Annotated in this window: 1 protein-coding gene and 1 pseudogene; one reads left to right on the top strand and one right to left on the bottom strand. The window is 60.9% G+C overall.

The window, feature by feature from the left end:
• Positions 1–531, bottom strand: a pseudogene (locus EN906_RS32085) (S1 RNA-binding domain-containing protein); the annotation flags it as partial.
• Positions 532–1,183: 652 nt separating this feature from the next.
• Here EN906_RS32085 and EN906_RS32080 point away from each other — a divergent pair.
• On the top strand, positions 1,184–2,044 hold an 861-nt coding region (locus EN906_RS32080; protein ID WP_164777530.1), incomplete at its 3' end, for an N-acetylmuramoyl-L-alanine amidase.

Here is a 2,044-nt window from a genome sequence, read left to right as displayed (position 1 = left end):
GGCATGTTCGGACGCATCGGCCGCATGTTCGATGATCTCGGACGTGTGCGAGATCTCCTCGAAACCAGCGTCGGCGCCCTCTTCCGCCTCGTCGGCAGTGTCGCTTGCCTCGCTGGAATCGGCAGCATCACGCTTGTGCTCGCCCCGGTCGCGGGGCTTGCCGCCGCGCCTGCGGCCGCGCCGTCCGCGATCGCGGCTCTGGCGATCATCGCCGTCGCCGTCCTCGTTCTCTTCGTCCTCAGCCTCCTGCGCTTCCGCGCGCAGCAGTGCCTGACGATCGGCGACCGGAATCTGGTAATAGTCGGGGTGAATTTCACTGAAGGCGAGAAACCCGTGACGGTTGCCGCCATATTCGACAAAGGCTGCCTGAAGGGAGGGCTCTACGCGCGTTACGCGGGCTAGGTAGATGTTTCCTTTGAGCTGCTTCTTGTCCTGGGATTCAAAGTCGAATTCTTCAATACGGTTACCGCGTATGACGACAACGCGTGTTTCCTCCGGGTGGGAGGCGTCTATCAGCATTTTGTTGGGCATTATTTCGTTTCCCCCCGGCAGCCGTCAGCCGCAGCTTGCGAGGCAAAGCCTGCTGCTGCGTGTCTGGAGTGTGGGTGCCGGATATTTGAACGTCCGTCAGCCGCCGCTTGAGCGCCATGGCGGTGCCGCCCGCAGCCATAATGGCGCGGTTTGATGCGGACCTTTCCATGATTGCGCTTGAAGCCATCGTCACCAACAGAACCTTTTGAACCAAAGCCCGGATGAACCGGACCAGCTTGTTTGCTCCTACAGAGCCGGCACGGGAACAAACCCGGCCGTTTTCCTCACGCAGGCGATTCCCCCGCCACGGGAGCACGCCTGCGAAATTCGTCGCGATCACCTGAACCCTTTTCGCCTGAAGCGAAAGGAGCCGCCTTTACGTCTGACCCTGTAGCAAGAAGCTGCGGAGGAGGGCGGTTCCAGGATTGCAGTGATCCACCATCGCTTTTATGATTTGGCGGGGTGGAAGGCAACCCCGATTTCCGATGCCGGCAAAAAGCCGTTCCGTAGCGTAAGCCAGCTTGCCGCCCTTGCATGAAAAGGCTTGGTTAACCTTCTCTGGATACCAATCGTTAATCGAGTTCGCGGCCTAACCGGCATTTCGACGAAACGACCGGCGCCGGGCGCCAAACCGGGAGCGACTGGAAGAGAGATGGGATTGGCGGACTTCACAGACAAGGGATGTCGTGTCTGCGGCCGGATCCTGGCCGCTTTCTGCCTCTTGCTGCTGCTGGCGGTCTCATCTGCCTTGTCCTCAAAAGCCAATGCCGCCGACGCTCCGCTCGTGGCAAAAGGTTACAAGATGGCCGGCGATGCCACCAAGATGCGCATCGTCATGGACTTCGATCGCGAACCCGATATCAAATGGTTCCTGCTGCGCGGTCCCAACCGTCTTGTCATCGATCTCGCGAATACGAGATTCGCCGTTGATGCCAAGGATTTGAAGGCGCGGGGCCTGGTCAAGGGCGTGCGTCTGGGCGCGCTTAGCGAGGGCGTTTCGCGGCTGATCCTCACCGGCAAGGGTCCCTTTGCCGTCGACAAGCTCGACGTGCTCAAGAACGAGGACGGAACCGGCTACCGCATTGCCATCGACATGTCGGCGGCATCCGAGCGCGAGTTCGATGTGGCGCTGGCCAATCAGGCGCTGACCACCGGATCGACCGTTTCGACCGACAAGGGAGGGCGGGTCGGCACCGGACCGGTTTCCAATCCGGGTCATCGGTTCACCGTCGTCATCGATCCCGGCCATGGCGGCATCGACGGCGGTGCCGAGGGCCTGAACGGCACCATCGAGAAGAATGTCACGCTGGCCTTCGCCACGGAGCTGCGCGACAAACTCGCAGCCGTTGGCAATTATGATGTGTTCATGACGCGCGACACAGACGAATTCCTGCGTCTTGATGACCGCGTGCGCATCGCCCGTCAGCATGAGGCCGACCTGCTTATTTCGATCCATGCCGACACGATCAGCGTCAAGGGCATTCGCGGCGCCACCGTCTACACCGTCTCCGAC

It is taken from the genome of Mesorhizobium sp. M7A.F.Ca.CA.004.06.1.1, from assembly GCF_003999135.1.
Taxonomy (GTDB): domain Bacteria; phylum Pseudomonadota; class Alphaproteobacteria; order Rhizobiales; family Rhizobiaceae; genus Mesorhizobium.
The sequence above is the reverse complement of the archived record's forward strand: the minus strand, read 5'-3'. Positions and strand labels throughout refer to the sequence as shown.